The 23454-nt window shown below is 69.2% G+C and carries 23 protein-coding genes and 4 tRNA genes; 12 read left to right on the top strand and 15 right to left on the bottom strand.

What is annotated here, in order from left to right; translation table 11 throughout:
* From ACXJLU_RS09155 to ACXJLU_RS09180, 6 genes are all read right to left on the bottom strand, one after another.
* Nucleotides 1–2221: serine/threonine-protein kinase (locus ACXJLU_RS09155; RefSeq protein WP_457330111.1), on the bottom strand; the 2221-nt coding region annotated here is incomplete at its 3' end.
* Between the two features lie 10 nt (nt 2222–2231).
* A complete protein-coding gene (locus ACXJLU_RS09160; protein ID WP_457330113.1) occupies nt 2232–3122 on the bottom strand; it encodes a helix-turn-helix transcriptional regulator in 891 nt (296 codons plus the stop codon).
* Between the two features lie 93 nt (nt 3123–3215).
* Nucleotides 3216–3824 (bottom strand): sigma-70 family RNA polymerase sigma factor, encoded by a 609-nt coding sequence (locus ACXJLU_RS09165; RefSeq protein WP_235002474.1) that lies wholly within the window; start codon nt 3822–3824, stop codon nt 3216–3218.
* A 134-nt stretch (nt 3825–3958) separates the two neighbouring features.
* Complete coding sequence (locus ACXJLU_RS09170; protein ID WP_457330115.1) at nt 3959–4588, bottom strand: hypothetical protein; 630 nt, start codon at nt 4586–4588, stop codon at nt 3959–3961.
* 76 nt (nt 4589–4664) lie between these two features.
* Nucleotides 4665–5261: a CGNR zinc finger domain-containing protein gene (locus ACXJLU_RS09175; RefSeq protein WP_457330117.1), complete on the bottom strand. Its 597-nt coding sequence runs from the start codon at nt 5259–5261 to the stop codon at nt 4665–4667.
* Complete coding sequence (locus ACXJLU_RS09180) at nt 5261–5905, bottom strand: glutathione S-transferase family protein (protein ID WP_457330119.1); 645 nt, start codon at nt 5903–5905, stop codon at nt 5261–5263. The genes ACXJLU_RS09175 and ACXJLU_RS09180 overlap by 1 nt, the downstream gene beginning before the upstream one ends.
* 116 nt (nt 5906–6021) lie before the next feature.
* Here ACXJLU_RS09180 and greB point away from each other — a divergent pair, with 116 nt between their 5' ends.
* Nucleotides 6022–6588, top strand: coding sequence for a transcription elongation factor GreB (gene greB / locus ACXJLU_RS09185; RefSeq protein WP_073467013.1), 567 nt, complete (start codon nt 6022–6024; stop codon nt 6586–6588).
* Here the strand turns inward: greB and ACXJLU_RS09190 are convergent.
* The 3 genes from ACXJLU_RS09190 to gmk all read right to left on the bottom strand — a co-directional run bounded on the left by ACXJLU_RS09190 (nt 6585) and on the right by gmk (nt 9834).
* Nucleotides 6585–8882 carry a RelA/SpoT family protein gene (locus ACXJLU_RS09190; RefSeq protein WP_457330121.1) on the bottom strand — a complete coding sequence of 766 codons (2298 nt, stop codon included), beginning with the start codon at nt 8880–8882 and terminating at the stop codon, nt 6585–6587. The genes greB and ACXJLU_RS09190 overlap by 4 nt on opposite strands.
* A 110-nt stretch (nt 8883–8992) precedes the next feature.
* Nucleotides 8993–9196, bottom strand: a complete 204-nt coding sequence (gene rpoZ, locus ACXJLU_RS09195; protein ID WP_073467015.1) for a DNA-directed RNA polymerase subunit omega — start codon at nt 9194–9196, stop codon at nt 8993–8995.
* 17 nt (nt 9197–9213) lie between these two features.
* Nucleotides 9214–9834 carry a guanylate kinase gene (gmk, locus tag ACXJLU_RS09200; protein ID WP_457330123.1) on the bottom strand — a complete coding sequence of 207 codons (621 nt, stop codon included), beginning with the start codon at nt 9832–9834 and terminating at the stop codon, nt 9214–9216.
* Nucleotides 9835–9948: 114 nt separating this feature from the next.
* Here gmk and ACXJLU_RS09205 point away from each other — a divergent pair, with 114 nt between their 5' ends.
* The 3 genes from ACXJLU_RS09205 to ACXJLU_RS09215 are packed head-to-tail and all read left to right on the top strand — an operon-like array spanning nt 9949 to nt 12425.
* Complete coding sequence (locus tag ACXJLU_RS09205; protein WP_457330125.1) at nt 9949–10524, top strand: TetR/AcrR family transcriptional regulator; 576 nt, start codon at nt 9949–9951, stop codon at nt 10522–10524.
* Between the two features lie 16 nt (nt 10525–10540).
* A complete protein-coding gene (locus ACXJLU_RS09210; protein ID WP_457330127.1) occupies nt 10541–11224 on the top strand; it encodes an NAD(P)H-binding protein in 684 nt (227 codons plus the stop codon).
* Nucleotides 11214–12425 (top strand): MBL fold metallo-hydrolase, encoded by a 1212-nt coding sequence (locus ACXJLU_RS09215; RefSeq protein WP_457330129.1) that lies wholly within the window; start codon nt 11214–11216, stop codon nt 12423–12425. The genes ACXJLU_RS09210 and ACXJLU_RS09215 overlap by 11 nt, the downstream gene beginning before the upstream one ends.
* Nucleotides 12426–12429: 4 nt before the next feature.
* Here ACXJLU_RS09215 and pdxR read toward each other — a convergent pair whose 3' ends face one another.
* On the bottom strand, nt 12430–13890 hold the full coding sequence (pdxR, locus tag ACXJLU_RS09220) for a MocR-like pyridoxine biosynthesis transcription factor PdxR (RefSeq protein ID WP_457330131.1): 1461 nt from the start codon (nt 13888–13890) through the stop codon (nt 12430–12432).
* A gap of 75 nt (nt 13891–13965) precedes the next feature.
* Between pdxR and ACXJLU_RS09225 the strand changes: the two genes are divergently transcribed.
* The 8 genes from ACXJLU_RS09225 to ACXJLU_RS09260 all read left to right on the top strand — a co-directional run bounded on the left by ACXJLU_RS09225 (nt 13966) and on the right by ACXJLU_RS09260 (nt 16870).
* Nucleotides 13966–14805, top strand: a complete 840-nt coding sequence (locus ACXJLU_RS09225) for an MBL fold metallo-hydrolase (RefSeq protein WP_457330133.1) — start codon at nt 13966–13968, stop codon at nt 14803–14805.
* A 269-nt stretch (nt 14806–15074) separates the two neighbouring features.
* A tRNA-Glu gene (locus ACXJLU_RS09230) sits at nt 15075–15150 on the top strand.
* A gap of 92 nt (nt 15151–15242) precedes the next feature.
* A tRNA-Asp gene (locus tag ACXJLU_RS09235) sits at nt 15243–15318 on the top strand.
* Nucleotides 15319–15328: 10 nt separating this feature from the next.
* Nucleotides 15329–15414: transfer RNA gene (locus ACXJLU_RS09240), tRNA-Cys, on the top strand.
* A gap of 33 nt (nt 15415–15447) precedes the next feature.
* Nucleotides 15448–15518 (top strand) — tRNA-His (locus ACXJLU_RS09245).
* A 111-nt stretch (nt 15519–15629) separates the two neighbouring features.
* A complete protein-coding gene (locus ACXJLU_RS09250) occupies nt 15630–16205 on the top strand; it encodes an HNH endonuclease (protein WP_457330135.1) in 576 nt (191 codons plus the stop codon).
* A gap of 11 nt (nt 16206–16216) precedes the next feature.
* Nucleotides 16217–16657 (top strand): hypothetical protein, encoded by a 441-nt coding sequence (locus ACXJLU_RS09255; RefSeq protein WP_457330137.1) that lies wholly within the window; start codon nt 16217–16219, stop codon nt 16655–16657.
* A 24-nt stretch (nt 16658–16681) separates the two neighbouring features.
* On the top strand, nt 16682–16870 hold the full coding sequence (locus ACXJLU_RS09260) for a hypothetical protein (protein ID WP_457330138.1): 189 nt from the start codon (nt 16682–16684) through the stop codon (nt 16868–16870).
* A gap of 5 nt (nt 16871–16875) precedes the next feature.
* Here ACXJLU_RS09260 and ACXJLU_RS09265 read toward each other — a convergent pair whose 3' ends face one another.
* Genes ACXJLU_RS09265 through ACXJLU_RS09285 form a run of 5 tightly spaced genes read right to left on the bottom strand, consistent with a single transcriptional unit; the run spans nt 16876 to nt 23394 of the window.
* On the bottom strand, nt 16876–18078 hold the full coding sequence (locus ACXJLU_RS09265; RefSeq protein ID WP_457330140.1) for a Wadjet anti-phage system protein JetD domain-containing protein: 1203 nt from the start codon (nt 18076–18078) through the stop codon (nt 16876–16878).
* Nucleotides 18079–18081: 3 nt separating this feature from the next.
* A complete protein-coding gene (locus ACXJLU_RS09270) occupies nt 18082–18918 on the bottom strand; it encodes an SbcC/MukB-like Walker B domain-containing protein (RefSeq protein WP_457330142.1) in 837 nt (278 codons plus the stop codon).
* Nucleotides 18915–21275 (bottom strand): ATP-binding protein, encoded by a 2361-nt coding sequence (locus ACXJLU_RS09275; RefSeq protein WP_457330144.1) that lies wholly within the window; start codon nt 21273–21275, stop codon nt 18915–18917. Before ACXJLU_RS09275 ends, ACXJLU_RS09270 begins: the two co-directional genes overlap by 4 nt.
* Nucleotides 21272–21961 carry a DUF4194 domain-containing protein gene (locus ACXJLU_RS09280; RefSeq protein WP_457330146.1) on the bottom strand — a complete coding sequence of 230 codons (690 nt, stop codon included), beginning with the start codon at nt 21959–21961 and terminating at the stop codon, nt 21272–21274. The genes ACXJLU_RS09275 and ACXJLU_RS09280 overlap by 4 nt, the downstream gene beginning before the upstream one ends.
* Nucleotides 21958–23394 (bottom strand): Wadjet anti-phage system protein JetA family protein, encoded by a 1437-nt coding sequence (locus ACXJLU_RS09285; protein WP_457330148.1) that lies wholly within the window; start codon nt 23392–23394, stop codon nt 21958–21960. Before ACXJLU_RS09285 ends, ACXJLU_RS09280 begins: the two co-directional genes overlap by 4 nt.
* Between the last annotated feature and the right edge of the window lie 60 nt (nt 23395–23454).

Below are 23454 nucleotides of genomic sequence, written 5' to 3' on the forward strand. Positions count from 1 at the left end.
GCGCCTCGCTGAGCCGCACCGCCGCGCCGGCGCGGTCGGCGTTGAACTGCGGGCTGTTCGGCTCCTGCTGCGCCAGGCGCTCCAGCATCGCGATCGCGCGGCGGTGCAGCTCCAGCGCCTTGACCGGCTGCTTCAGCCGCACCAGCGCGCGGCCCATGCCGTGGTACTGGATCGCGAGCGTGCGCGTCAGCTTGGTGTCGTTCGGGTTGGCATCGGCCATGCGCTGCAGCAGGGTCGCGCCCTTGCCGTACTCCTGCAGCGCGAGCTGCGCGCTCTGCGGCAGCAGGTCGTGGCCGAGCAGCGTCATGCCGCGCAGCCCGTAGGTGGTGGCCAGCGTGTTGGCGGCGACCGCGTCCGCGGGCTCGCGCGCGAGCAGCGCCTCGAGCTGCTGCGTGGCGGTGCCGGTCGATGCGAGAAAGGCCTCGTGCTGGCCGGTGCGCTGCTGCGTGCGGCCGAGCTCGGTGTACAGCATGGCACGCAGCCGGGCCACCCGCAGGTTGTCGGGCTCGGCGGCGAGCAGCTCGTCGGTGATCGAGATGCCCTGGCGCAGCGATGCCGCCCCGTCGTCGTTGCGGCCGACCGAGGTCAGCAGCGCCCCGCGGCTGCCGTACAGCAGCGCGAGCTCGCGCTGCGCGGCGGGGAAGTTCGGGTCGCGCCGCCGCGCCGCCTGGCCCAGCGGCTCGGCCAGCGCGATGCCGCGCTCGTAGCTGGCCAGTGCGGCCACCGGGTCGCCCAGGCTGGCCTCGGCATTGCGGCCCTGCAGGTCGGCGATCTGCCGGTAGCCGCCGGCCAGCTCCAGCTGCAGCGCGGCATCGCCCTGCAACTCGGCGCTGAGCTGCTGCAGGTAGTTCAGCGCCGTTTGCACGACCAGCTGGCGCGCCTGGGTCGAGCCCGGCAGGTTGCGGATCGCGTTGTTGACGTCGAGGATCAGCGTGTTGGTGAGCTTGCGAACGCTCGCGAAGTGGCGCTCGGCGCGCTCGCGCTGCACGTTGGCCTGCCAGGCTTCGTACGCGGCGATGCCGATGCCGGCCGTCAGCGCGAGGTTGGCAACCAGCGCCGCGCCGACCATCGCGCGGTGGCGCAGCACGAAGCGGCCGGCACGGTAGCTCCAGGCGCCGCGGCGCGCATGCACCGGCAGGCCTTCGAGGTGGCGGAACACGTCGTCGGCCAGCGCCTCGGCCGATGCATAGCGGTGCGTCGGCTCCTTGCGCAGCGCCATCAGCACCATCGCGTCGAGGTCGCCGCGCAGCTGGCGGCGCAGCCGGCCGCCGTGCGGCACCGCATGGCTCGGGCGCGGCGGCTCGGTCTCGCAGATCGCGCGCGTCAGCGCGTAGCTGTCGGTGGCCTCGCCATAGGGGCTGGCGCGCGCCAGCAGCCGGTACAGCACGACGCCGAGTGCGTAGATGTCGCTGGCCGGTGTCAGCGTCTCGCCGCGCACCTGTTCGGGGCTGGCGTAGTCGGGCGTCAGCACGCGCTGCAGCGTGAGGGTCGCCTCGCTGCCGTCCACCGCCAGCCGCTTCGCGATGCCGAAGTCGACCAGCTTCACGACGCCCTGCGGCGTGACGAGGATGTTGGCCGGCTTCAGGTCGCGGTGGATCACGCCCTGCCGGTGCGCATAGTCGACCACCCGGCAGACGTTGCGGAACAGCTGCAGCCGCTGCGGCAGCGCGAGCGCGTTCTGCTCGCAGTAGAAATCCAGCGCGATGCCGTCGACCAGCTCCATCACGAAATAGGGCTCGCCGTCGGGCGTGAGGCCGGCGTCGAGCAGCTTCGCGAGGTTCGGGTGGTCGAGCGACGCGAGGATGCGGCGCTCGGCATTGAAGCGCGTCAGCAGCATCTGCGGGTCGCCGTCTTCGCGCATCAATTTGACCGCGACGCGCTGCTCGAACTGGCCGTCGTCGCGCTCGCCGCGGTAGACCTCGCCCATGCCGCCGCGGGCGATCAGCGAGACCAGCCGGTAGGGGCCGAGGCGGCGGCCGATCCACTGGCGCGCCGCGTGCGCGTCGATCGCCTGCAGCAGCTGCGCGGCCGGCTGCTGGTCGAGCGCCGTGTCTTCCGGCTCGGCGGCGGCGAGCAGCGATTCGAGCTCGGCCTGCAGGTCCGGCTCGCCGGCGCAGTTGTGCTGCACGAACCCGGCCCGTTGCGCGAGGGGCAGCGCCAGCGCATCGGCCACCAGCGTCTTCAGGCGTTGCCAGCGCTGGGCGTCCATCGACACGCTCATGGCGATCCCTTCAGCGCCGCGCGAGGCGCTGCGCGGCTTGGGTCAGCTGCACCCGGTTGCGCGCCGCGAAGCGGCGGCGCAGCTGGCGCATGTGGTAGTCGACCGCGTGCGAGGACAGCTGCAGTTCGCGTGCGATCTGCTTGTCGCTCGCACCGTGCGCGAGCTGCAGCAGGATGTCGCGCTGCACCGGGTTCAGCACCTCGTCGCCCGGTTCGGTGGGGCCGGACGACGGCCAGCGCGTGTGCTGCAGGTAGAACTCCTGCAGGCACAGGCTCAGCGTCAGCAGTTGGCCGAGCACCGCGTCGCCGATCCACGCGCTGCCCGGCGTGCGCGACAGCAGGCTCAGCAGCCAGCGCTCGTCGGCACGGCGGCCCGGCAACGCGAGCAGTGCACCGCTCTGCATGCCGGTGGCGCGCAGGTCGGCGACGAAGCGGGCGAAGTGGGTGCCTGCGCCGGGCGCCGCACTGCCTTCGTCCCACTGGTCCAGCGACCAGATGCAGGGCAGCGACGACTGCAGCGCCTCGCGCCAGCGCGGGTCGACCTCGTGGTGCTGCTGCGCGAAGTAGTGCTGCAGCCACTCGGCATCGATCAGGCTGGTGCAGAACGCGCTCGGTCGCCAGCCGGCTTCTTCGCGCACCAGCGTGCCGCAGGCCAGCCACTCGAAGCCGAGCGCCTGCAGCAGCGCGCGCACCGTGCGGTGGCGCTCGCACGGGCTCTCGGCGGCCAGCAGCGCGGTCAGCAGCGCGGGCCGGCGCACGCTGCCGCGCGGGTGCGGCTCGATGCGCGGCGGCTCGGTGTGCAACAGCACCGGCGGCGGCGGGCGCAGCAGCGGCGACCCGTGCTCGGCAGCCTGCAGGTGGCCGAAATTGCTGTCGATGTCGGCATGGAATGCGGCGTTCATCGCAACTCTCCCGAAGTTCTCGTTCCCGCTAGGGCGCAAGCTCGGGCCGTGGCGGCTCATGCAATGTGTGTCGAAGCGTATCCGCGCATGGGTTCAGCGCACGGCCAGCTCGCGCAGCAGCCAGGCGCGCGCGCTGGCCCATTCGCGCTTCACGGTGGCGGGCGAGATCTCGAGCGTGGCCGCGGTCTCGTCGACGCTCAGCCCGCCGAAGAAGCGCAGCTCGACGACGCGGCTCTGCTGGGCATCGAGCTGCTGCAGCCGCGTGAGCGCCTGGTCGAGCGCCAGCACGTCGAGCACCGGCGTGTCGCGCGGCGCGAGTTGCGCGATGGCGGCTTCCGACAGCTCGTCCAGCGGCACGTGGAGCTGGCCGCCGCCGCGCTTGTCGGCGCCGCGCGCACGCGCATGGTCGACCAGGATGTGACGCATCACTTTCGATGCGAGCGCGAAGAACTGCGAGCGCGAGGCCCATTGCACCGGGCGGTCGTCTGTCAGACGGAGATAGGCCTCGTGCACCAGGCCGGTGTTCTGCAGCGTGTGGTGCGCGCGCTCATGGCGCAGGTGACGGCCGGCGAGGCGGCGCAGTTCGTCGTACACCAGCGGCAGCACCCGGTGCAGCGCGTGCGCATCCCCGTCGGTCCAGCGCCGCAGCAACTGCGTCACCTCGCCGCCCAACACCGCATCGTTCGAGGGTCGATCGACCACGCGCATCCTCCGACATCCGTTGCCGAAACCGAAGAGGGCCGAGCTTACGACACGGGCTGCGATGCGAACGCATCAGTTTGTGTGCGGGCCGCGCGTTGCTTCGCGTGGCGCGACACCGCTTCGCCCCGCCGGGGTCAGGGCGTCGCTTGCGCGCCGATCAGCCGGCCGGTGCGCGCCTGGAATGCGCAGCGGTAGGTGAACGGGATCGAGTTCATGCCGGGCGCGCGTTCGACGGCGCCCTGGCCGTCGAGCCAGGTGTCGTCGTTCGGGGCGGGTTGCAGCCGGCGCGTCTCGGCATCGAAGGCGATGCGGCCGACGCGCGGGTACTTGTCTTTCAGCGTCGCGGCGATCGCGGTCTCGCAGGCGTCGGGCGAGACCTTGCTCAGGTCGGGCTCCCAGGCCTTTTCGGCGGCCGGGCGGGTGCTGCCGGTTTCGCGGAACACGACGCCCGAGGTGTCGTTCGATTCGGCGTTGTAGGCGCAGCGGTAGGTGAAGCTGTGCACGCCGGTCGCGGTGGTCTTGTAGCGGCCGGCGCCCTTGACGGTGGTCTCGTCGCCGGTGGCAGGCAGCAGCGAGCGCTGGGCGGCGACGAACTCGATGTCGCGCGCTTCCTTGCCGCGCATCTCGCGGATGGTGTCGGCGACCGCGGTCTCGCAGCGTTCGGCGGGTTTCGCATCGGCCGTCGGCGCGGGGGCCGGCGCGGCCAATGCCACGCGGGCCGTGGACAGCAGGATCAGAAAGGGCAGGGACCGGATCAGGCGCATGGGGAGACAACGTGGGAGCTGGAAGCAGCGGCAAGGGTACACGCTGCGCCGCGCGAGGGGAACCGCTGTTGCACGTTCAGGCGCCGGGTTCGGCGGGGTCGGCGGCGGCCGATCGGCGCGCATGGTGGCGCTGCACCTTGGCGCGGTTGCCGCAGTCGCCCATCGAGCACCAGCGGCGCGGTGCGCCGCGGCTGTCGTCGAGGAACAGCCAGCCGCACAGCGGCCCGGCGCACAGCCGCATGCGGGCAGCGCGCGGCGAGCAGAACAGCGACAGCCCTTCGCGCGCCAGCAGCGTGCGCAACGAGGCCGCGCTGTCGTCGGCCGTGCCGCGCCAGCGCAGGCCGGCCTGCGTGTGGCTGACGCGGGGGCCGTCGCCGGCGGCCAGGTCGTTCAGCAGCGCGAGCGCGGCCGCCGGCGGCTTCGTGCCCCGCGTGATCGCGAGGCCGACGCGGAACACCGCATCGCGCGTGGCGACCACCGGCGCGAGGTCGTCGGCCGAGCCCTTCAACGCCGCGGCGCCGCGCGCATCGACCAGGTCCTGCTCGAGGCACCACTGCGCGAAGCGGGCCCAGCTGCTCAGGCGCTCGGACGGCGCATCGGCCAGGTGATCGCCGGCGGTGTTCGCGAACTCCAGCGCAAGCGCGCCGCCGACACCGGCCGAGATGCCGGGCATCAGGTTGCCGCCGGCCAGTAGCGCCGCTCGGTGTCGGCGAAGCGCGGGTGGGCGTCGACGCGCGACAGCAGCGCGGCGAAGGCCGGCCGCGCCGCCGCCAGGTGCGGGCGCGTGCCGAAGCACTTGGACAGCGCGGCCGCCATCAGGTCGAGCGCGCCCGGCGCGTCGCCGGCCAGGAAGCCCGCGGGGGGCGCCGCGTAGCTGTCGGCGAACACCTCCCACAGGCCGTGCAGGTGGCGGCGGGTCTGCGCGCGGATGCGCTTGGCCTCGTCGTCGCTGCAGGCCTCGCAGAAGCGCTCGGGGAAGTCGATCACCGTGATGGCGGGGTAGACGTTGGCGGCCAGATAGACGAGCCCGCGCAGGTGGCTGGCACGGGCGGCCGTGTCGGGGGGCAGCAGTTGCGCCTCGGGGTGCGTGAGGCCGAGGTGGATCAGGATCGCGGCGGTCTCGGTCAGCAGCTCGCCGCCGGCGCCCTGCAGCGTGGGGATCTGCACCAGCGGGTTGACGGCCTTCAGCCGGTCGCGGCCCGGCGACTCGGTCCAGGGCGCGGCTTCGACGGTCTCGAAGGGCACGCCGCACAGGCGCAGCGCGGCATCGACGGCGGCGCAGCCGACCGAGCCGGGGGTCGCGAAGAGGGTGTACATGGCGAGGTCCTCGGGTTGCGGATCGGCGCCATTCTGCCTAACCGGTTAGGCAAGTCAATCACCCTGGTCGCGAGTGGACTGCGCCGGGCACCGGCACTTGGGTTCAAATCGCCGGCATGAGCAAGGCGTTCACCAAAGAGACCGATTCCGACGGCGACGACGATGACGACGTCGGCCTGCCGGCGTTGCCGCAGGGCACGCGCAACTACATGACGCCGGCGGGCTACCAGGCGCTGCGCCACGAGCTGCTGACGCTGCTGGACGACGAGCGGCCGAAGGTCGTCGAGGTGGTGTCGTGGGCCGCGAAGAACGGCGACCGCTCCGAGAACGGCGACTACCTGTACGGCAAGAAGCGGCTGCGCGAGATCGACCGGCGCATCCGCTTCCTGACCAAGCGGCTCGACATTGCCGAGGTCGCCGATCCGTCACTGCACCACGGCAACGACCAGGTGTTCTTCGGCGCGACCGTGACCTATGCGAACGAGCGCGGCGAGGAGCGCACGGTCACGATCAAGGGCGTCGACGAATCCGACAGCAGCCAGGGCGAGATCAGCTGGATCGCACCGATCGCGCGGGCGCTGCTGAAGGCGCGCGTCGGCGACGAGGTGCAGTTGATGACGCCAGGCGGCCTCGAGCGGATCGAAGTGATCGACGTGCAGTACCCGAAGGGCAGCGCCGGTTAAGGCTTCACGCGGGTCACGCGCAGCACCGGCGCCGCGCGACGCAAGGTGCGCATCACGTCCGCCAGGTGCAACCGGTCGCGCACGCTCAGCAGCAGGCGCAGCTCGATGGTCTGCGCCGCCGGTTCGTCGTCCATGTCGATGTGGGTGATGTCGGCCTCGGCCTCGCTGACGGCCGCCGCCACCTGCGCCAGCACGCCCTTGCCGTTCTTCAGCAGCAGCGTGACGCCGGTCTCGAACGCCCGCACCGGCTCCTCGGCCCACTCGACCGTCATCCAGCGCTCGCTGTCGCGCTCGAACAATCGCTTCGCGGTGGAGCAGTCGACGGTGTGCACCAGCAGCCCTTCGCCACGCCCCAGGTAGCCGACGATCGCGTCGCCCGGGATCGGCCGGCAGCACGGCGCCATCTGCACCGACGCGCCTTCGCTGCCGTCGATCACCACCAGGCCTTGCGACGGTGCGTTGTCGTCGGCGCCGTAGCGGYCCATCGTCAGCGTCAGCGCATCGGGGCGCTCGCCGCGCTCGCCCATCATCTGCGCCAGCCGCTTCGCGACGATGGTCGCGATCTTGCGGCCCAGCCCGATGTCGATCAGCAGCTCGGCGCGCGAGCGCGTGCCGCTCCAGCGCGCGAGCTGCTGCCACAGCGCGCCGGCCGCGGCTTCGGCCGGGTCGCTGGCCGGCATGTTCAGGCCCTCGGCGCGCAGCGCCTGCGCGAGCAGCTTCTCGCCCAGCTGCTGCGACTCTTCCTGCTCCATGTTCTTCAGGTAGTGGCGGATCTTCGAGCGCGCCCGGCCGGTGCGCACGAAGTTCAGCCAGGCCGGGTTCGGCCGTGCGCCGGGCGCGGTGACGACCTCGACCACGTCGCCGCTGCGCAGTTCGGTGCGCAGCGCGACCGGGTCGCCGTTGACCTTGGCCGCGACGCAGTGGTCGCCGACGTCGGAGTGGATCGCGTACGCGAAATCGACCGGCGTCGCGCCGCGCGGCAGCGCCATGATCCGCGACTTCGGCGTGAACACGTAGACCGCATCGGGGAACAGGTCGATCTTGACGTGCTCGAGGAACTCGTTGGCGTCGCGCGTCTCGTCTTGAATGTCGATCAACGACTGCAGCCACAGCGTGCCCAGGCGCTGCGCGTCGTGCAGCTGGGTGTTGCCGCCGGCCTTGTACATCCAGTGCGCGGCGATGCCCTTCTCGGCCACCGCGTGCATCGGCTCGGTGCGGATCTGGAACTCGACCGCGGTGCCCAGCGGGCTCACCAGCGTGGTGTGCAGCGACTGGTAGCCGTTCGCCTTCGGGATCGCGATGTAGTCCTTGAAGCGCCCCGGCAGCGGCTTGTACAGCTGGTGCAGCACGCCGAGCGCCAGGTAGCACTCCGGCAGCGTGCCGACGACGATGCGGAAGCCGAAGATGTCGTTGACCTGCGCGAAGCTGAAGTGCTTCTCGCGCATCTTGCTGTAGATCGAATAGAGCGTCTTCTCGCGGCCGAACACCTGCACCTTCTGCTGGGCCTGCGGCTGCGCGTCGGCGAAGGCCTTCTCGACCTCGCGCTGGATGCGCTCGACGATGTCGCGCCGGTAGCCGCGCGCGCGCAGCACTGCCTTCGACAGCGCCGCATGGCGCCACGGCCGGGTGTGCTGGAACGACAGCTCCTGCAGCTCGCGGTAGGTCTGGTTCAGGCCGAGCCGGTGCGCGATCGGGGCGTAGATGTCGAGCGTCTCGCGCGCGATCCGCATGCGCTTGGCCGGCGCCATCGCGTCCATCGTGCGCATGTTGTGCAGGCGGTCGGCGAGCTTGATCAGGATCACGCGCACGTCGCGCGCCATCGCGAGCAGCATCTTGCGGAAGGATTCGGCCTGCGATTCCTCGCGCGTCGAGAACTGCAGCTTGTCGAGCTTGGTCAGGCCGTCGACCAGGTCGGCGGTGGACGAGCCGAAGCGCTCGATCAGCTCGGGCTTGGTGACGCCGCAGTCTTCCATCGCGTCGTGCATCAGCGCGGCCATGATGGCCTGGGCGTCGAGCTTCCAGTCGGCGCACAGGCCGGCGACCGCGATCGGGTGCGTGATGTAGGGTTCGCCGCTCGCGCGGAACTGGCCCAGGTGGGCCTCGTCGGCGAAACGGTAGGCCTCGCGCACGCGCTTGATGTCGGCGGCGTCGAGGTAGTCGAGCTTGTGGGTCAGCGCCGCGAACGACGCGGCGGCCGCATCCTTCGTGGCCGCCGGCACCGGCGTGCTGCCACCGCGGCCCGACGGGGCGGGCGGCGCTTCACGCAAGGCAGTGGCCGGAGAACGGGCGTTCATGGCCCGAATTTATCGCGGATTCGACGCAGGCGCCGCCGTGGGGCTGCGGCAAGGGAAAACGCGAACGGCCCGCGAGGGGCCGTCTTGACGAAGATTCTGGCGGTGAAGACTCAGATCGGCACCTTGCGCAGCATCTCGATGCCGATCTCGCCGGCGGCGATCTCGCGCAGCGCGGTCACGACCGGCTTGTTCTTGGTCTCGATCTTCGGGGCGTGGCCCTGGCTCAGCATGCGCGCGCGGTAGGTGGCGGCCAGCACGAGCTGGAAGCGGTTGGGGATCTTGGTCAGGCAGTCTTCGACGGTGATGCGGGCCATGGTCAAGAACTCCGTTCTCAGTTGAGATTCAGGTTGGCAAAGACAGCAGGTCTGCTTCTTCGCAGTGCAGCGTACTTGAGACGCTGCGAGTGAACGATCGCCTTCAGGTCGAAGAGCGCCGTTTCGAACAAGGCGTTGATGATAACAAAGTCGAAATGTCGGGCTTGCGCGACCTCGACGCGGGCGTTCGTCAGGCGCTGCTCGATCACGTCGGGGTGGTCTTCGCCGCGGCGGTTCAGGCGCTGCGCGAGTTCTTCCCAGCTGGGCGGCAGGATGAAGATCAGGATCGCGTTCGGGAACAGCCGCTTGATCTGCAGCGCGCCCTGCCAGTCGATCTCGAGCACCACGTCATGGCCGCCGGCGATGCGCTCCTCGATCGCCCGGCGCGAGGTGCCGTAGAGGTTGCCGTGCACCTCGGCCCACTCGAAGAAGTCGCCGGCCGCGATCTTGGCGCGGAATTCGGGCTCGTTGATGAAGCAGTACTCGCGCCCGTCCTGCTCCTGGCCGCGCGGCGCGCGGGTGGTGTGCGAGACCGAGACGACCAGGTGCGAATCGAGTTCCAGCAAGGCCTTCACGAGGCTCGATTTGCCGGCGCCGCTGGGGGCGGCCACCACGAAGAGATTGCCGGGGTAATCCATCGCGCGGGATTTTGCACCAGCGCTGCAGGGCTTCCCAGGTGGAAAGTCGCTTGACGCCCGAGTTCATGCTTTCTATGATTGAGTACTTGCTCAATTAAAGAAACGCAGAACACCATGGCCCGACCTCGCAGCGAGGACAAGCGCAACGCCATCCTCGACGCCGCCGTCGAAGAATTTGCCGCGCGCGGCGTGTGGTCGACGCCGACCGCGGCGATCTCGCGCACGGCCGGCGTCGCCGAGGGCACGCTGTTCACCTACTTCGCGAGCAAGGACGTGCTCGTCAACGAGCTGTACCGCGCGCTGAAGGTCGAGCTGGCCGACGCGGTGATGAGCACGTATCCGGCGAAGGCGTCGTCGCGCGAGAAGTTCGAGCACGTGTGGATGCAGTACCTGCGGTGGGCGATGGCCCACCCGCTGAAGTGCAAGGTGATGGGCCAGCTGCGGGTGTCCGACCGCATCACGCCCGAGACCCGCGAGGCCGGCAGCGCGCCGTTTGCCGAGCTGCTGCGCGAGGGCGAGGAGTGCGTGCGGCGCAAGGTCTTCGTCGACCAGCCGGTGCACTTCATCGGCGCGATGTTCAACGGCCTGGCCGAGGCCACGATGGCCGCGCTGGCCGAGCCCGACGGCAGCGGCACCGACTATGCCGCCGCCGGCTTCGATGTGTTCTGGCGCGGCGTTGCCCGCCCGTGATGAAAAAGGAACTCTCATGAAAGTCTTGATCTTCGGCGCCACCGGCATGGTGGGCCACGGCGTGCTGCGCGAATGCCTGCTCGCCGACGACGTGACGCAGGTGGTGAGCGTCGGCCGCAGCGCGCTCGCGCAGCAGCACCCGAAGCTCGTGAGCGTGGTGCATGCCGATCTGTTCGACCTGACGGCCATCGAAGCGCAGTTGCGCGATGTCGATGCCTGCTTCTTCTGCCTCGGCGTCTCGTCGGTCGGCATGAGCGAAGCCGACTACCGCCGCCAGACGCTGGACCTGACCTTGTCGATCGCGCAGACGCTGGCCCGCGTCAGCCCGCAGGCGTGCTTCGTCTACGTCTCCGGCACGGGCACCGACAGCAGCGAGAAGGGCGGCTCGATGTGGGCCCGCGTGAAAGGCCGCACCGAGAACGAGCTGATGCGGCTGCCGTTCCGCTCCGCCTTCATGTTCCGGCCGGGCGTGATCCAGCCGCTGAACGGCTCCCGCTCGAAGGTGGGCTGGATCCATGCCTTCTACGTGGTGCTCGGGCCGGTGCTGAGCGGCTTGCGGGCGCTGTTTCCGCGCAGCCTGCTGAGCACCGAGGTGATCGGCCGGGCGATGCTGGCGGCCGCCCGCGGCCCGGCGGCGCGCCGAGTGGCCGAGCCGGCCGACATCTTTGCATTGAGCCAGGGGATTCCCGATGGGCGTTGAGAAGAAATCCGGCTGGCGCCGGCTGAAGTGGGGCCTGCTGGCCGCCGGGACCGGCATCGCGCTGATGCTGGCCAGCGCCTGCACCGGCTTCGGCGAACTGCACCGCGGCCAGGCCGAGCAGCAGCCGCTCGAAACCTCGCCGCAATGGCACGACGGCCAGTTCAACAACCCGCAGCCGATGTGGAGCAACATGAAGGACGCCTTGCTGCGCGCGTTCGACAGCACGCCCGATGGCGCGCCGCAGGCCGCGGTGCCGGTGCTGGCGAGCCAGGGCGAGGCGCTCGCGACGCTGCCGGCCAGCGGGCTGCGGGTGACCTGGTTCGGCCACTCGTCGACGCTGCTCGAGATCGACGGCACGCGGGTGCTGCTCGACCCGATCTGGAGCGAGCGCGCGTCGCCGGTGAGCTGGGCCGGGCCGAAGCGCTGGTTCGCGCCGCCGATCCCGCTCGACAAGCTGCCGCCGGTGGACGTGGTTCTGGTCTCGCACGACCACTACGACCACCTCGATGCCGGCACGGTGCGGGCGCTGCAGGCCCGCGGGGCACGCTTCGTCGTGCCGCTGGGCATCGGCGGGCACCTGCGCGGCTGGGGTGTGCCGGCCGATCGCATCGTCGAGCTCGACTGGTGGCAGTCGACGCAGGTCGGCACGCTGCAGGTCACGTCGACACCGGCGCGCCATGCCTCGGGTCGCCTCAACCCGCAGAGCGATCGCACGCTGTGGACCGGCTTCGCGATGGTCGGCGCGACGCACCGCGTGTATTACTCCGGCGACACCGGCCTGTTCGAGGAGATGAACGACATCGGCAAGCGGCTCGGGCCCTTCGACCTGACGCTGATCGAGTCGGGGCAGTACGACGCCGACTGGCCCGACTGGCACCTCGGGCCGGAGCAGGCCGTGCTGGCGCACCAGCGCGTGCAGGGCAAGCTGATGATGCCGGTCCACTGGGGCCTGTTCGCGCTCGCCCACCACGGCTGGACCGAGCCGGTCGAACGCGTGCTCGCGGCGGCGGACTGCCAGGGCGTCAGCGTGTTGACGCCTCGGCCGGGGCAGAGCGTCGAGCCGGGTCGCGATCCGATGCCGGGACGATGGTGGCCGCAGCAGGCGTGGCGCACCGCGGCCGAGAAGCCGGTGGTGGCGACGAAGAACGGCAACGCCGGCGATCGGGTGCAACTGCCGGCGTGCGTCACGTCGGCATCGTGAGTCGTCAGGACGGGCGCACGGCCTGCGCAAGCGCGCGAATGCCCGGCTCGATGTCGGCGGTCGCCATCAGCCCGTAGCCGAAGACCAGGCCGTTCAGCACCAGCGGCCGGCGCACGCTGGGGGCCAGCGTGGCGATGCGGACGCCGGCTCCTGCAGCCGCGGCCTGCCACCGCGCCGCAGCGTCGGGTGCGTGCAGCGCCGCGCTGAGGTGCAGGCCGGCCAGCGACGGGACAGGCGTGAGCCGGTGCGGCAGATGCTGTTCGATCGCCCGCAGAAGCGTGTCATGCCGCTCTGCGTACAGGGGGCGCATCTTGCGCACGTGCCGGGCCAGGTGGCCTTCGGCGATGAAGCTGGCGAGCGTGGCCTGGTTCACCGCCGGCACATGCCAGTTGTGCCGCAGCCGCGCCGCCACCAGCGCGGGCACGGCCCATGGCGGCGCGATGACGAAGCCGATGCGCAGCGCCATGAACATGCTCTTCGCGAAGGTGCCGACGTAGAAGACACGCTGCTCGCGGTCGAGCGTCTGCAACGCATCCAGCGGGCGGCCACCGAGGCGGAACTCGCCGTCGTAGTCGTCCTCGATCACCAGCGCGTCGTGGGCGCGGGCGTGTTCCAGCAGGGCCAAGCGCCGCGCCGCCGACATCGTGACGCCCAGCGGCGATTGGTGGGAAGGCGACACGGCGATCACGTCGACACGCTGCGGCAGTTGCTCGACGCACAGGCCGTGCTGGTCGATGCCGATGTCGTGCAGCCTCGCGCCGGCCCGCTCGAACGCGGCATGCAGCGGCGGGTAGCCGGGGTTCTCGAGTGCGACGGCGGTGCGACCTGGCATGACGAGGATGCGCACGAGCAGGTCGAAGGCCTGCTGCGCTCCGGCCGTGACGACCACGGCGTCGGCATCGCAGGCCACGGCACGGGCATCCGACACATGGTGCGCGATGGCCTCGCGCAGTCGCGGGTCGCCTTGTGGATCGCTGCCGGCGCCGCTGGTCCGCGCGGCGGCGCGCAGCGCGCGCGATGCGAGGCGCCGCCACACATCGAACGGAAAGCGTTGCTGGTCCGGGTAGCCGGCGCGGAAGTCGAAACGCGGTGCTGCCGAGGGTGTGGCGGGCACCGGGTTCGCGTGTCGCCAGGCCGCGGCGAGCTTGTGGGCAGGCGCCACGCCCGGCGTCGGCGGCGTTGTTGACCTGGGCGTCGCCGTGCGCGAGGCGACGAAGGTGCCTGATCCGTGATGACCCTCGACATAGCCTTCGGACTGCAGAAGGTCATAGACACCCGTCGCCGTGCTGCGTGAGACGCCGACCATCGCGGCCAGCTTGCGCGACGCCGGCAAGCGCAGGCCGGGCACCAGGCGGCCCTCGACGATCGCGGATCGGAGCTGGCGATGCAGCGCCTGCGAAACCCCGCCTGAACCCGGTGCAGGCAGGTCGAGGTCGATGCCGAAAAGTGGATTGCTCGAAGTCATGCAAAGTGGCTCTTTGAACGAACCACATTGGACGGCATCCTGCGGCCATCGACAAGCCAATCCACGGAGCAAGCCATGCACCACCCGATCTGTGCCACCTGCGGAACGCAGTTCGCCAAAGCTGCTGCGGCGCCCACGCGCTGTCCGATCTGCGAGGACGAGCGGCAGTACGTCGGCTGGCAGGGCCAGCGCTGGACCACGATGGCCGAACTGGCGTCAAGCCACAGCTTGCGGCTGGAAGACGATGGCGGCGTGCTGGGCATCGGCCTGGCGCCGGGCTTTGCGATCGACCAGCGCGCGATGTGGCTGCCCAGCGATGCGGGCAACATCCTGTGGGAGTGCGCCAGCCTGGTGACCGACGAAGCGGTCGCCGCGTTGAAGGCGCGCGGGGGCGTCGATCTGATCGCCGTCTCGCACCCGCATTTCTATGCGTCGATGGTCGAGTGGAGCGACGCGCTGGGCGGCGTGCCGATCTTGCTGCACGAGGCGGACCGCGAGTGGGTGATGCGGCCGTCCAGCCAGATCCGCTTCTGGCAAGGCGACGAGCTGCGGCTGTCCGGGAGCGTGGCGTTGCTGCGCTGCGGCGGCCACTTCGCGGGCAGCACGGCCTTGCACTGGCAGCGCGGACCGCGGCCGGGCGGTGCGCTCTTCCCAGGCGATGCGTTGCAGGTGGTGGCGGATCGCAGGCACGTGTCGTTCATGTACAGCTACCCCAACCTGGTGCCGATGAAGGCGGCGGATGTCGTGCGCATGAGGCAGGTGCTCGAAGGACGATCCTTCGATGATGTGTTCGGCTACACCTGGGGTCGCAACATCCGCGGCGGGGGACGCGCAGCGGTCGACGAATCCTTCGATCGCTACCTGCGAGCGATGGGTGTCGAGGTCGATGAATCTTCGTTGCAAGAAAATTGTTGACGATTGAGTAAAGACTATTTACAGTCCGCCTCCTCGATTGATTGAACGAAGTTTTTCAGGACCCCGCATCGTGACCAAGCCGCTCCACACCATCGCTGACCGACCCCTGCAGGGGCAGGCCGCGCTGCTGTGTCAGCGCTGGCTTGATCGACACGAGGATCGGGTTCAACCGGGAGAAGGGTGCGCTTGAGGCAAGCCCTTCCAAGCTCTGTTCGCAGAGGCCCGGATCTGATGAGGATCCGGGCCTTTTTGTTTCGCCTCAACCAAACGTCGCGTTCGTCTAGAGGCTCAGGACTCCGGGCTTTCATTCCGGGTACGCGGGTTCGAATCCCGCACGCGACACCAGAACAAGAACCCTTGTGGAGCTTCGGCTTCGAGGGCGGAAATCGGCCGCAACGATTGGGCGGCGCCGGAACCCGTGACCGGATGGATTGAATGCTCCGTTAACTCAGTGGCCAGAGTGCCGGCCTGTCTAGCCGGAAGCCGCGGGTTCGACTCCCGCACGGGGCGCCAACAGCAACATCTCGACGTCGCCAAGTGGTCGAAGGCATCTGGCTGCAAACCAGACGGCGCAAGCCCGCATCCGTTCGAATCGGATCGTCGAGTCCAGTCAGTGAAAGCAAGGCAAGCGTGCGCTTGGGAGTGGCCGTAGCTCAATGGCAGAGCCGTGGGTTGTGATCCCGCTGGTGCCGGTTCGACTCCGGCCGGTCACCCCCAAGCGCATGTGCAGAGACGCACGCTCACGAGGCAAGGCCGGTGGAACGATTCCAGCGGTCGTGCCACTCATTCGTTTTACGCCGACGGCCCGCGAAAGGAGGCCAGCGATGCATTCCCATTCTCACAATCACGTGCTGCAGCTCGACATCCAGGGAACGCCTCAGGCGTGGATCTCGCTCGAGCATGCGGCCTCTCACGTGGCTGCGGATGCGGTCGCCTGGGTCGAGGGCGACGGCCCGCTGGCCACGTTGCGCGGCGGTTTCAACGTTGCGCGCGGCCGGCAATCGGTCATCGAGGTGCACCCGATCATTGCAATGCGCGGCGCGTCGCGCGTCAACCTGTTCGACGTGGCGCCTGCCTTCAGCAAGAACAAGCTGTTTCGCCGTGACCGGCTGACCTGCGCGTACTGCGCCCAGCGCTTTGCGGAGCGCGACCTGCAGTGCGAACACATCGTGCCGGAGTCGCGCGGCGGCGGCTGGACCTGGATGAACCTCGTCACCGCCTGTGGTTCATGCAACGGCCGCAAGGCCGCCCGCACGCCCGAGGAAGCCCGCATGCCGCTGGTGTACCTGCCGTACGTGCCGAGCCGCTTCGAGGACTTCCTGCTCGAGGGCCGGCATATCCGGGCCGACGTGCACGACTGGTTGTCGGCGCGGTTGCCGAGGGGATCGCGCCTGGGCTGACGGCCTGCCGCATGCGAACCATCGGCGAGTTCCTGCGGGCCCAGGCAACTGCACTGCGACGAATCTCCGGCGCGACGCGCGGCGAGATGAGTGTCGACGACGTCAGGCAAGAGGCTTGGCTCGTCGCTGCCGACATGGGACAGAAAAGAGGCTACCCGGTCGATTTCGAAGATCCTGACGATCAGCAGTCCGTCCTCAAGTGGCTCTACTGCAAGCTCGTGAAGTTTGCCGAGAAGCAGATGCGCCATGCCATTCGCATCGACAGGAACTGGGACCAGGAGGATGCCGAGGTCGCCGCCAGCGCCTTGGCGCGCCTGCTGACCTCGCCGCTGGATTCGGACCCGCTGGTCCGATTGCAACAAGCCGAGGACGAGATCGACTACGCGAAGCTGGTCCGGCACAGCTACTCCGAAGCGTCGGCCTATGTGCAGTTGCTGATCAGGTTCGACTAGGATGTCCATGCACTCGCTGCGGACTTGCGCGTCTCCGTCAAGACCTTGCGCAAGCGTCTGCGCCTGTGCGGAATCAAGGCGAAGGTCCAGCCCTCGCTCTTCGACGGCCTGGCCTTCATCGATCCCGGGTTCGAGCCGCGTCGGGCGCTGCGACCCAGCATTCAACGCACGGTCGAGAAAGCCGTCCACCAGCGATGTTGGCGCTTCGGTTGAGCGGCCTATTCCCTTGCCGGAAAGGAATCGAAGGCCTCCTGGTCGACGAAACGGCCGTGAAGTCGCATCGCCGGCAGCAATTCGTGGTCGGCGTACGGGCAGCCTGTCTCACCGGGGTCGGATTGCTGAGCCTTCGAGGCGTGATCCGGCAGATGGCCGCTCCCTTGGGCCAACAAGCGTGCCAGCGCGGGATACCCGGGTTGCCATGCACTCGCGTGTGGAAAGACCTCGCGCAGGCTGGCGAGGATCTGCATGCCTGCGAAGTCGAGGTCGCCGAAAAAGCCGACGGGAACTTCCGCCGCATCGAAGAGCCAAGCCTCGATGGCAGGCAACTCGGCGTTGGCCGATGGGGCGCGCAGGTACGGTCGACACCCTGAGCGCGACCGCAGCCGCCGCGCACTGCCTCGGAAGCCGGCGGCATAGACGAGCAGGCTGCGGCTCCAGGCGGGAGCGCGTGCGTCGGCCATGTGCTCGAAGGTCACGAGGTTCTCGACGAACAGCACATCCGCGAAACGGCAATCCCCGGGCGGCGCCAGCAACAGCTGGATCGGTGGCTCGTGAAACTGGCCTGGCACGGCGCCTGTCATGCGAAGCAGTTCTTCCCGGTTGTCCAACAGCTTGGAGCGGCCCTGAAACACACGAGCCGAAGCCTCGCGCAGCGCCATCGATCGGCCGGAGCGGCACAAGTCGATCAAGGCAGACAGGCTGTGGGTCGCCTCGTCCAGCGAAAGACCCTCCAGCAGTGTCATCGGGCTGCGGGCCAGGTAGTCGAGCAACCCCTGGGGGTCGCCGGGCAGGATCGCTCCTGGCGCCGGCGGCGTGGCGGCCCATTGGGCCCGCAAGTGCTGCAACCACTGCTGCTGCCATCGCAAGGCCTGCGGTGTGTAGCCGGCCCAGGACGCCAGTGCATCGAAGTCGCGAAGCTCGAGTCTCGGCTTGCGGTCGGTGAAGCCGGCAAAAGCGCGTGGCGCATCGATCTGCAGTCCGACCCAGCCTGTTTCGCACAGCTCGTCCAGCAACATGACCAGCAGCTGCAGCTGTTCGGCGTCGGCCGCAACGTGCAACTCGGGCGCGTTCTTGCGGTCCAGCGGCAGGCGCACGGGGCCCTGACCGATGCTGCGCTCGGCTTTGGCGAGAAGAGCGCGGGCCAGGCGCTGGAGGAATGGGTGGGCTGCAGGCGGCTCGACAGGGGGCAACGAGGGCAGCATGGTTCAGACCGTGGTGCCGGCGCCGCTCGAATCGGGTGAGGAAGCGTCCACCGGCGCCGCGGCCGCGTCCCATTCCTTGCGTGCAGCGTCGCGGGCCTGCGCCGCAGGCTCGGCCCACAGGCGCGCGAGGGCGTCGCGGTGCAGTGTCTTCTCCTGCACATCGCTGATGAACAGTTCCTGGCCGTCGCGCCGTGCCAGCACCTTGGAGAAGGTGAACTCCTTGTCGAACTCCGGCTTCACCGCGCCGGACTTCGAGGTCGGCATCGCGACCACGAGTTGCAGGCCCAGCGTGCGCGACAAAAATTGCAGCACGCTGCGCGAACGCGATTCATCCATCTTCGAGAACGCCTCGTCGCTGAGCATCAGCCGCAGCGCCGGGGCTTCGCGCCGCTCTCGGCCGAAGTGACCGAGCGCATGGGCGAGCACCGCCGAGCGCACGACGTAGAACGGCGTCTCCAGCTCGCCGCCCGAGCCGGTGCCCCAGGTGGACAGCCGGGTGGTGCCGACCGGGCTGATGCGCACGATGTCGTAGCGGCGGTAGTTGCGGTAGTCGGCGAGTTCCTTCAGCGCCCGCTCGTTGGCACCTTGGTCGTTGGCGAGCAGCAGCCGGCGAATGTCCTCCGCGGTGGCGCGTTGTTCATCGCTGAGACGGGGCGACGCGAAGATCGAGCCGCGATCGTGTTCCAGTCCTTCCACGGCACCCTCGACCGCATCGAAGAACTCGCACACCTTCTTCATGCGGGGAATCCAGTCCCATTCCAGCTGAAAGCTGTCGTTGCCGAAGCGGATGTCCTTCAGGTGGCGATTGAGCCGCTGCAGCACGACGGCACCCTGCTTCACGTCGTCGCGAACCTTGAAGCAGAAGCTGCTGGTGAAAACGTGGTTGAAGCTGCCTTCTGCCTCTTGCAGCGAGCGGGCGTTGTCGGCCAGCCCGATGGCGCGCTGGCGTTGGGCGTGCTCAGCGACGGCGTTGCGGGTCTGAAGGACGACCGGCAGCAATTCCTCGAGGCGGTCGATGCTGCGGGGTGGATCGCTCCAGGCGAAACGCTCGCTGTCGTCGCGCGCCCCACCCAGGTACGTGCCGACCGCCTGCTGAAGCTCGCGCAGCGTGCGCGGCAGGTTCTCGCGCAGGGTCTGCGCGCGGTGGCGCAAGGCGTCCAGGCTGGTCTGCGCTTCGGCTGCCAGAGCTTGCGCGTCGGCGACCAACTGCGGTTCGGTGGCCAGTTGCGGCACCGCGCCGGCGAAGCGAGCAGCCCAGACCGTGGCGTTGGTGCGGGCGATCTCCAGCTCCGGCAGTCGTCGATCTTGCGCACGCGACCGTACTGCGCCATCAGGAAGGCGTTGGCGACGGGATGCCGGCACACCAGTTCGTGCAGGATGGCGCGGCCTTCGGGCCGGCGACCTTCGGTGTCCTCCATGGCCTTGCGACCCTGCACGACCTTGGGCGAGCGCACCGGGAAGCGTCGCTTCACCAGCCGTGCGCAGAGCGCCTCGTGGCCCGCCTCGACGATGATCGCGAACCGGTCGCCGCCCATGTAACCCTCGATGGCGTTCTGCCATGTGCTGCCGGTGCGCGGTTCCACCAGCTGGGCCAGCAGATGCGGGCGGGCCTGCGGCAGCTCGCGCTCGATCAGCGCCACGGCCTCATGGGTGTCACGTGGGGCCACGCTGCGACCGGCCTGCAGTTGCCGCAGTTCGGCATCGCGCTGCTCGGCCTCGTCCTTCAACGCCCTCGTGCGTGCGCCTGCGTCGGCGAGTGCCTGCACGACGGCCGCCTGGACCGAGTTGTCGCCCTCGTGGATGCCGCGCTGCAGGAGGGCCAGGTTGGCATCGAAGACCTCCAGTTCGAAGGCGGGCAGTTCCACGTCGAGGCGGGCTGGCCGCGCGTATGCCTGCGCCATGTCCGGCCACGGCTTCAACACGCTCGAGGCGGCCGGCCGAAGCGCCTGCACCGCGTCGGCCAGCGCGGGCATGGCGGTCAGGTCGAGCGGCAGCAGATGCGTCAACTGATCGACCATCGCACCGATGCCGTGCGCAGCCTCCTGGACACGGGCCCAGTGCAGGCGGAACTGGTCCGACTGCAGCCGGACCTGATTCTCCAGCGCGTCTTTCTCGCGGGCCACCTCGCTGCCCGCCAGGCGCTGCTTCACCGTTCCCAGTTGTTCCCGCAACTGGACATCCTGAGCGTCGAGCGAGGCCAGCTTCTCGGCCGACTGGCCTTGCTTCCTGTCCTGCGTCGCGATCTGACGCTTCACGGAGGCCAGTTCGTCGCCGGTCTCGCTGAGCACCCGCAACGCGTGCGCAATGGTGGTGACGACGAAGCGGCGAGATTCGTCGAGCACGGCACCGGCGCGTTCGCCGGCGGCATCGAGCCGATCGAGGTTGGTCTGCAGGCGATCGGCCTCCGCCTTCAGGCCTGCGATGGAGCGCATCAGCTCGCGCATCTTGTCGAGGTCGCGGCTGAAGTCGTGCGGCTCCAGGATCTCGTCGCGCACCAGGTCGTTGACGTTGCCCAGCTCCTTGTAGGCCATGGCCTTGACGATGGACTTGCCGGCGCGAACGGCCTCGTGCTCGCCCACGGCGGTCTTTCCCATCAGCGCGCCATAGAGGTGTTGCAGATAGCCGCCCTTGTCGGGAAATCGCTGGACCACCGTTTCCTTGTCGGCTTTCAGGCGGTGTTGCAGCTGCAGGTAAAGCTCCTTCAGCGGCAGCGGCGCGTCACCCAGGGCTTCGCCGCTGCGCCGCGCCAGATCCGTCAGCGACAAGGCCCGGCGCACGATGAAGAATTGCGGCGGGCCCTGCAGCGTGGCGCGCCGTCCTTCTTCGAAAGCTTCCAGGCCGACCAGCGCCGTGAACGATGGCGCCTGCTCGCCCGCGCTTTCCGAAGGCTCGAACACGATGCCCACATAGCTGGTCGAGCGCGTGCGCAGGAACACACCGTCGGCCTGCTGGCCCAGGGCATAGGCTGCCAGCGTCCGCGGCTCCTTGCCGCCGCGACGGCTCTGCGTGGATTCGTCCTGGCCGATGTTGAACTGCACCAGGTGCTGGTGCGCGGCCGTCAGCACGGTCTGGATCGCGTCGAGCAGCGTGGATTTGCCCGACCCCGATTCTCCCGTGAGCAGCACGGTATCTGCGAAGACCCATTCACGGTCATCGAGTGAACCCCAGTGCCAGGTCAGCAGCTTGCCGATCTTCACGGCACAGTGCCCTCGAGAGGCGACGGCGCCGCAGCAGGTGGCAGGTTTCTTCCGGCCAGCCGCAGGGCGTCTTCCATCGCCTCGTCGCTCACGAAGCTCATGACGGGCCGCAGCACCGCCAGACCCATCTGCATGTCCCCGGCATCGTCGCGCTCCACGAAGTGCACGACACGGTGCTTGCGCAGGTCGCGCAGCAGCGCCATGCGCTCGGTGGCCGAGTTCGGCAACCGATGCGCCAGCAGCGACACGACGGCCTGGGACAGCTCCTCGAGGCTGATGGCCAGTCGCTCGTCGACCAGCGGCCGCCGGCCCGTGAGCGCTTCGGTGTAGAGAAAGCGCAGCGCAATGACCGTGGCCACGAAATCGCGCGACAAACGGGCACGCAGCCGCTTCACGCCGTCTTCATCGTCCTCGCCGCCGCCTTCCCCGGGCGGGTACAGGCGCAGCAGCCGGGCCTCCGGGTCGTGCGCGAGCACGAAGCCTATGCAGCCGAACCACTCGCGCAGCAACTGTTCGCACTGCAGTGCATCGTCGTAATGCCTGGCTTCGGGCTGGGAGTAGTCGCGCCAGAGCACGCCGGTGGCCAGCAGACGCCCTGCCAGCTCGGCGAAGCGGGCGGTCTTCACGTTGCCGGCGCCTTCCGTGGTGAGCCGCTGTTCGACGAAGTGGGCGAGCGATTGCGTCATCTCGACGAGGGCTCCGACCTGGACGTGGGCTCGACATCCAGCACGTAGTTGTCGGCTGCGAAGAACTCGTTGCGAACCTGTGGGTCGGTCTTGCGGGCCCGCACGCGCAACTGGCGACCTTCCGCCGACCGCGCCGCTCCGACGGCGTGCAGGACGCGCACGGCCTCGGCCGCGGTGGCGACGGGCAGGACATCCAGGGCGACAGGGCCGTGCTCCAACAGCGGCAGCAAGCCCTGCAGCACGTCGCGGTCGCTGAAGGCAAATGCCTCGGCCTCGGCGCGGCGCAGCATCGCGGACAGCCGGCTCTCATCGTCCACCACCAGCGGGGACTGCGCGGCATGGGCCGCTTCGCGGTCACGCAGTGTCCAGCGCAGCACGCCACCGGGCAGACGCGCTTCGCAGGTCGCAAGGCGATCGGCCAGCGCGTCCAGCAAGGTGTCGCGCTGCGAATTCGGCCGCTCCTTCAACCAGGCCATCGTGCGGCCCAGTGCGGATTCGGCGCCGTAGTCCAACGACAGCGCCTGCCGCAGCAGGCTGGTGAAACGGCGCACGTAGTTGTTCATCTCCGAACGCAGCATCGGCAGCTTGAGGCTGCACGCGGCCTCGACCATGTTCTCGATGCGGTCGGCCAGCCACAGCAGCGGGCTGCGGCCTTGCACTTCCTGCTCCAGCCAGGGCGCGCGCTGAAGGAGATGTCCGTCGGCCTGGGCACGCAGTTCGCCCTCCAGCGCGCGTACCTCGTCCAGCGCCTCGACGATCTGGCCCCGGTGACGTTCGGCGGAGTCGGCCACCAGGCGCACCGCGTACTCGTGCGTGAAGCGCTTCTCGATGAAGTCGTTGAACTCGCTCCAGGCCACCTTCTGCGCGAGGGCTTCTCGGGTCAGGCTCTGGATGAGCTGGCGGAAGTACTCGATGTCATCCTGCAGGTCTTGCACGACGCGGCTTGCGAATTCCTGCGCGTCCAGCAGCTCGTCCGCATCGCGTGTGGCAATGAAGGCCGTCAGCGCCTTGCGCGCCGAGCGCATGTTGCGCTGGCGGGTCTTGGCACGCGAGTCGTCGAGGTTGGAGAAGGTCTCGCTGAAGGCCTTGCCGGCGCGGCTGAGCTTGAGCGTCGGCTTCAGATCGATGGGGTCGCGATAGTCCTCCAGCCAGCCATGGTCCTTGAGCTTGCGCAGAAGCTCGCCGGCGTAGGCCCGCTCCTCCTCGGGACGCACCGGTTGCGCCGCTTCGAAGGCCTGCGCGCGCAGCTGGGGGTCGGCGAGTGCTCGCAGGATGATGTCGAGCACGACGTCTCGGGTGAGCGTTTCCGCATAGTCGGCGTTGGCCCCGTGCACGCGCTCGTGCAAGGCACGCAACGCGGCCGCACACAGCGCGCGGTTGTCGTGCGTGAGCGGACGGAAGAATTGCTCGCGAGGCGGTGTGAAGAACTGCACGGCGGTTTGATCAGTTGTTCACGGCAACCGCACCGGCGAACGGCGCGACGAAGCAAGCTG

This window comes from Rhizobacter sp. P5_C2 (assembly GCF_054049715.1).